Annotated in this window: 5 protein-coding genes; 2 read left to right on the top strand and 3 right to left on the bottom strand. The window is 71.9% G+C overall.

Annotated elements, in window-relative coordinates; genetic code table 11:
* Positions 1 to 252 precede the first annotated feature (252 nt).
* On the top strand, positions 253 to 2,637 hold the full coding sequence (locus ACFQRI_RS12895; protein WP_380668043.1) for a glycoside hydrolase family 3 protein: 2,385 nt from the start codon (positions 253 to 255) through the stop codon (positions 2,635 to 2,637).
* 69 nt (positions 2,638 to 2,706) lie between these two features.
* Here ACFQRI_RS12895 and ACFQRI_RS12890 read toward each other — a convergent pair whose 3' ends face one another.
* Positions 2,707 to 3,639: an ABC transporter substrate-binding protein gene (locus tag ACFQRI_RS12890; protein WP_380668041.1), complete on the bottom strand. Its 933-nt coding sequence runs from the start codon at positions 3,637 to 3,639 to the stop codon at positions 2,707 to 2,709.
* A 93-nt stretch (positions 3,640 to 3,732) separates the two neighbouring features.
* Positions 3,733 to 4,302, bottom strand: a complete 570-nt coding sequence (locus tag ACFQRI_RS12885) for a DUF5134 domain-containing protein (protein ID WP_380668039.1) — start codon at positions 4,300 to 4,302, stop codon at positions 3,733 to 3,735.
* Between the two features lie 112 nt (positions 4,303 to 4,414).
* Between ACFQRI_RS12885 and ACFQRI_RS12880 the strand changes: the two genes are divergently transcribed.
* Positions 4,415 to 5,098, top strand: coding sequence for a zf-HC2 domain-containing protein (locus ACFQRI_RS12880; RefSeq protein ID WP_380668038.1), 684 nt, complete (start codon positions 4,415 to 4,417; stop codon positions 5,096 to 5,098).
* Here the strand turns inward: ACFQRI_RS12880 and ACFQRI_RS12875 are convergent.
* Entirely contained in the window at positions 5,080 to 6,414 is a 1,335-nt protein-coding gene (locus tag ACFQRI_RS12875; RefSeq protein WP_380668036.1) for a PepSY-associated TM helix domain-containing protein, read from the bottom strand. The genes ACFQRI_RS12880 and ACFQRI_RS12875 overlap by 19 nt on opposite strands.
* Between the last annotated feature and the right edge of the window lie 38 nt (positions 6,415 to 6,452).

Here is a 6,452-nt window from a genome sequence, read left to right as displayed (position 1 = left end):
GGGTGTGGGAGAGTAAGGCACCGCCGACACATTCCCTGTGTGGTGGGGTGGAAACATTAACGTGTTTCCACCCCACCACTTTTTTATGCACTCGTCCCGAGGGCGTGGGGGCGGTGGCGGTGTGGCCTCAGGCGATCGTGAAGGCGTCTCCGATGCTGCTGGTCCTGGTGGTGGCCTGTCGTGGTCTCCGGTCGACAAGGTCGACTTCGTGGTTGAGACTTGGCCGGGAGTTCACCGTGGAAGGGGTGTGCCGTGGACGAAGGCGAGCTCCGCTCGTTGCTCGAGAAGCTGACGCTGGCGGAGAAGGCCCGCCTGGTGACCGGTGCGGACTTCTGGACGTTGCACTCCAACTCCAAGATCGGGCTGCGGACCTTGGTGTGCTCCGACGGACCGAACGGCGTGCGCGGCACCAGCTGGGACGAGCGCGACACGTCGCTGCTGCTGCCGGTCGGCTCCGGGATCGCCGCGACCTGGGACCGGGACGCGGCCAAGCGGGCCGGCGAGCTCTTCGGCGAGGAGGCCCTGCGCCGCGGAGTGCACGTGGTGCTCGCGCCGACGGTGAACCTGCACCGCAGCCCCTACGGCGGCAGGCACTTCGAGAACTTCTCCGAGGACCCGATGCTGACCGGCGAGCTCGGGGCAGCCGTGGTCGAGGGCATCCAGTCCAAGGGAGTCGGGGCCACCCCGAAGCACTACGTCGCCAACGACACCGAGACCGAGCGGTTCACCTACGACGTCGTCGTGGACGAGACGACGCTGCGCGAGATCTACCTGGAGCCGTTCCGGCGGATCGTGGCCAAGGCGCGGCCGTGGGCGATGATGGCCGCCTACAACTCGGTCAACGGTCGCACGATGACCGAGAACTCCACGCTGGTCAACGCGGTGCTGAAGGACGAGTGGGGCTGGGACGGCGTGCTGATGTCGGACTGGTTCGCCACCCGCTCGGTCCGGGAGTCCGCCGAGAGCGGCCTGGACCTCGCAATGCCCGGGCCGACCAGCCCGTGGAGCGATGGCGCGCTGCAGAAGGCGGTGGAGAACGGCGAGGTCGCCGAATCCGCGCTGGACGACAAGGTGCTGCGCCTGCTGCGGCTGGCCGACCGGGTGGGCGTTCTCGGCGGCAAGACCAAGAAGAAGGGCAGGACGCCCGCGCCGCCGGACGGTGCCCGCCCGGCGATTCGGGAGCTGACCACGCGCGGTTTCGTGCTGCTGCGCAACGAGGCGGTGAACGGCGAGCCCGCGCTGCCCTTCGGCGAGGGGGTCGGCAAGGTCGCGGTGATCGGGGAGAACGCCGTGCTGCCCGCGGCGCAGGGCGGTGGTTCCTCGCACGTGAGCCCACCGCACGTGGTCACCCCGCTGGAGGGCATCCGCAACGCGCTGCCGAAGGCCGAGGTCACCTACAGCCGCGGCGTGTGGCACCGGCGGTTGCTGGACCCGATCTCGCGCGAGGAGGTCGACGACCCGGACGGCGAGGGCAGCGGGTTCCGCGTCGAGTACTTGGGCTCGGCCGGCGAGGTGGTCAGCAGCGAGCTCCGCGGGACCGAGCGGCTGGTGTGGCAGGCGGGCGGCCTGCCCCGGAACACGACGAAGATCAGGTTGCGCGGCCGCTTGCGGGCCGAGCTCGGCGATCACGCGTTCGGCGTCAGCGGTACCGGGCACTTCCGGGTCGACTTCGGCGGACGCCAGGTGCTGGACGCGGACGTCGCGCGCACCCGCAGCGACGATGATCCGCTGGCCGACCTGCTGGAGCCGCCGGAGCAGCGGTGCAGCGTGCTGCTGGTCGATTCCGACCTGGACCGGGGACGCATCGACGTGTCGGTGGAGTTCACGCCGCAGGACCTCGGCGCGGACCTGATCGTCCTCGGCATCGGCTATCGCGCGGGGCGCTGCGACGATCGGGCCGAGCTGGAGTCAGCGCTGACCGCGGCCCGGGAGGCCGACGTGGCGGTGGTCGTGGTCGGCACCAACGACGAGGTGGAGACCGAGGGGCGCGATCGCGTGACCCTGGACCTGCCGGGGCTGCAGAACGAGCTGGTCAGCAGCATCGCGGCGGTCAACCCGAACACCGTGGTGGTGGTCAACGCGGGCGCGCCGGTGCTGATGCCGTGGGCGAGCCGGGTGCCGGCGGTGCTGTGGACGTGGTTCGGCGGGCAGGAGTACGGCGACGCGCTGGCCGAGGTTCTGCTGGGCGCGGCCGAACCGGGTGGCAGGCTGCCGACGACGCTGCCCGCGGAACTCGCGGATCTGCCGGTCGCGCTGCCGGGCGTGCAGCCGGTGGACGGGCTGCTGCGCTACTCGGAGGGCGCGAGCATCGGTTACCGCGGCTACGACGCCGCGGGCAAGGAACCGGCGTTCCACTTCGGGCACGGCCTGGGCTACACGACGTGGGAGTACCTGGAAGCGGGCCGCGAGGGCGCGCAGGTGCGGGTGACGCTGCGCAACAGCGGTGAGCGCCGGGGGCGCGAGGTGGTGCAGGTCTACGACGCCGAACCGCTGCGCCTGGCGGGCTTCGCGGTCGCCGAGGCCGATCCCGGGGAGACCGTCGAGGTCGCCGTCGACGTCGAGCCCAGGACGGACGAGCTGCGGGTGGGGCGGAGCGCGAACGACCTCCGGGTCACCGCGACGAACGGGACCGACTGAGGCTGCGTTGGCCCCGCGCGGTGCGTCCCCGCCGCCCACCCGGGCGACGAGGACGCACCGGGGGACGACTCAGCGGAGGAACTTCTGCAGGTCGTCCAGCACGAGGTTGGCCGCGATCGGGCCGAGGCCGAGGTACCAGGTGTCGTCCGGGACCTCGATGGCCTTCTTCGCCTTGACCGCGCCCAGGGTGCTCCACTGGACCGAGTTGACGACGTCGTTCATCTCCTTGGCGCCGGTCTCGCCGTAGGCGCCGTAGAACAGGATGTCGCCGTCGGCCTGCGAGATCTGCTCGCGGCTGAGCTTGGCGAAGGTCTTCTCGATCTTCTGGTTCGGCGGCCTGCTGAAGCCAGCGTCCTTGAGGATCGTGCCGATGAAGGAGTTCTCGCTGTAGAGGCGGATGTTGCCGGTGCTGAACCGCAGCATGCTGACCTTCGTCGCCGCGGGGTCGCCCACCTGCTTGCCGATCTCGGCCGCGCGCTTCTCGTAGTCGGCGAGGATCTTCTCCGCCTGCGGCTTCTTGCCCAGCGCCTCGGCGTCGAGCAGGAAGTTCTCCTTCCAGGTCTTGCCGACCGTTTCGGCCATCACCGTCGGCGCGATCTTGCTCAGCGCGTCGTAGTTCTCCTCGTCGCGCGTCTTGCTGGACAGGATCAGGTCCGGCTTGAGCGCGGCGATCTTCTCCATGTTCGGCGACCCGATGGTGCCGACCATCTCGACCTTGCCCGCCTTCTCGGCAAGGTAGGGCTGGATCTTCGAGTTGGCCGCGGGCAGCACCGCGCCGACGGGCTTGACGCCCAGCGCGAGCGCCGAGTCCAGTTCACCGGTGTCGAGCACGACGACCCGCTCGGGCGTCCCGTTGATCTTGGTCTGGCCCATCGCGTGGTTGATGACGCGCTCTTGGCCCTGAGCGGGCTTCTGCTCCTGCTCGGCGGGCGCCCCGCAGCCGGCCACTCCCAGCGCGACGGCGGAGAGCAGCGCCGCGAGCAGTCGTCGATGACGCAGCATTTTGCACCTTACGTGTTGGTAATCCGGATGGAAGTTTGGGAAGCCTAACCTGATAATTCGAGCGGAAGCCAGCACTTCCACTTCGACCGCGGACTAGAGGGTGCTCAGGAACATGTGCGCCATCCCGGCCGAGAGGACGAGCTCGACGGCGGAGCTGAGCTTCTTGCGCCGATCCCGGTGGCGCAGCGCGTCGGTGCCCGCAAATCCAGCGCTGAGCAGGCAATACACCGCGAACAGCCAAGCCAGCAGCGGGATCGCGTAGCCGGGAGCGTGCGCGCTGACCGCCATCGCGGGGCCGTTGGCGTGGTGGTGATGGCCGGAGGGGACCAGCAGCGCGGAGTGACCGGCGTGCCCGGTTCGCGGCGCGATCGTCATGTAGATCATAGCCAGTGAACCGATCACGTGGTGCAGGTAGGACGGTCGCCGAACGCGCAGCGCGAGCGCGCCGAGCCAGAGCGCGAGCGCCGCGAACAGCACGACCCACGCGGTCGGTGGTGCTCCGGCCGGCAGGTGCATCGCCGTCATGCCCGCGCCCATCAGCGCGTGCGCGATCTCGACGTGGTCGGGGCGGGTTCTTGCGCGCAGGCGCGCGGCCAGGCGCAGCAGCGCGGCGAGCGTCGCCGCCAGCACCGCGGCGGCGGCGACTTGTCCGAGCGTGCTCACGTGATCGATTGTTCGGCCCGCCCCGGGCCGGAGACACCTCCGTCCGTGTCGACTTCGGTTCCGGCCGACCCCCGCCGGGAACTCCGCGGGCGGCCGGTACGACAGTGTTCACGTGGACTGCGATGACTACCGCGAGGCGCTGTCGGCCCGGCTGGACGGCGAGGACTCGCCCGTGCCCGCGGAGCGGCTCGACGCGCATCTCGCGGGATGCGCCGGATGCCGCTCCTGGCACCAGCGGGCGGTGGAGCTGAACCGAACCTTGCGGGTGCGCGCGGTGACGCCGATCCCGGACGCGACCGGTGCGGTGCTCGCCGCCGCACCGCCGCGCCGCGACCGGCGGCGGATCGCCCTCGCCGGGATCGGCGCCTGCCAGCTGCTGCTGGGGATCTCCCAGGCCGCGGGGCTCGGCGGCGCGCACCTGGCGGCTTCGGCGGGCCACCTGTTCAACGAGAGCACCGCGTGGAACCTGGCGATGGGCCTGGGCCTGGCGTGGACCGCGTGGCGGACCTCCGCGGCGGCCGGGATGCTGCCGGTGCTCTCCGCGTTCCTGCTGGTGCTCACCGGGTTCAGCGTGCACGACCTGCTGCTCGGCACCGTGACCGCCGGGCGCCTGGCCACGCACGGCCTGCTGCTGGCCGGTCTGGTCGCGCTCGTCGCGGTGCGGCGGGGCGAGCACCGGCCCGGGCCCGCTCGTGCGGTGCCCGGACCGGTGGGATCGGCGGCGCCCGCTTCGGGCGCCGAGCCGGTTGCCCGACCGGGTGATCTGGGCCCGACGGCCTACCGGCGCACCGCCTGACCTGCGATGGCCCCGGCGACGGTGTCGGCGATCAGGAACACCAGCAGGGGGATGCCGAACAGCGGCAGCGCCCAGGCGAGGCCCAGCGCGAGCACCGCTGCGGGCACCAGGATCCGGGCGGGCACCTGCGACCACGGCCGCCCCGCGGGCGCGCGCCCGAACCCGCGGGAGGGCCTGCGCAGCCACCACATCCGGTAGCCCCAGACGACCGCGCAGATCAGCGCGAGGGCCACCGCTGCCAGCACGAGCTGGTTGACCCAGCCGAACAGCAGGCCCATGTGCGCGTCGATGCCCCACCGGGAGAGCTTGGCCATCAGCGGGTGGTCGGCGAACGGCAGCGCGGCGGTGATCTCGCCGGTGGCGGGGTGCACCGCGATCGCGTCCTGCTGGGTCGGCCAGGAGCGCCCGATCTCCTGGACCTGGTAGGCGCCGTCGCCGGGCGGGGTGATCTCCAGCGGTCCGGACAGGCCGTGCGCCTCGGCGGTGGCGGCCGCCCGATCGATGCCGACGTCGCCGCCTCCCAGGTGCGGCACGTCGGTGGGCACGGCGGGGGTTTCCCAGGACAGCGCGGAGCGCAGCTCGCCGATGTTCGCGCCCGCGTAGGTCGACCAGGTCAGGCCGGTCGCCGACAGGAACAGCAGCCCGAGCGCGGCGCACAGCCCGACCGAGCCGTGCCAGGACAGCACCCGCTGCCTGCCCGCGGGCCGCAGCTTCGGGGTGACCAGCTCCGCGAGCCGGGAACGCCTGCGCCCCAACCACAGCGCGACGCCGCCGAGCACCACGACCCACAGCCAGCTGGCGGCCAGCTCGCTGTAGAGCCTGCCGGGCTCGCCGAGGTGGAGGTTGCGGTGCAGCTGGTCGAACCAGGTCCGCAGCGGGAGGGCCTGCCCGCTGCCGTAGGTCTGCAGCACGCCGCGCAGCTCGCCGGTGTGCGGGTCGACGAAGGCGGTGCGGTAGTAGCTCGACGGCAGGTCCGGTGCGTGGAAGATCACCTGCGTGGTGTCGGTGGCGGTGGGCCCCGGGCGCACCGCCTTGAGCTCCGCCCCGGGCAGCGCGCGCTCGGCGACGTCGACCTGCGCGGCCAGCGGCTGGTGCGCCGAGCTCGCGGGCACGTGCAGCTCGCGGTCGTAGACCAGCTGCTCCAGCTGCGGCGTGAACACGTACAGCAGGCCGGTGCACGCGGCCACCAGCAGGAACGGGCCGACCAGCACGCCGGCGAAGAAGTGCAGCCGCAGCAGCATCGGCCTCAGCTGCGCCCACCACCCGGTCCTCGGCGGGGCGTGCTCCGGCGCGAGACCGGCTTCGTCGATTGCCATGCGCTTTCCCTCCTCGGCGTCACCGTCCGAGGGAGGTG

Source organism: Saccharopolyspora griseoalba (genome assembly GCF_042665275.1).
Classification (GTDB): Bacteria; Actinomycetota; Actinomycetes; order Mycobacteriales; family Pseudonocardiaceae; genus Saccharopolyspora; species Saccharopolyspora griseoalba.
Note: the sequence above shows the minus strand (reverse complement) of the source record. Positions and strands in the feature narration are given on the sequence as shown.

Bases quoted from the DNA above. Each gene is read 5' to 3' on its own strand.
- ACFQRI_RS12890 (WP_380668041.1), bottom strand. From the start codon at position 3,639: ATGCTGCGTCATCGACGACTGCTCGCGGCGCTGCTCTCCGCCGTCGCG.
- ACFQRI_RS12875 (WP_380668036.1), bottom strand. From the start codon at position 6,414: ATGGCAATCGACGAAGCCGGTCTCGCGCCGGAGCACGCCCCGCCGAGG.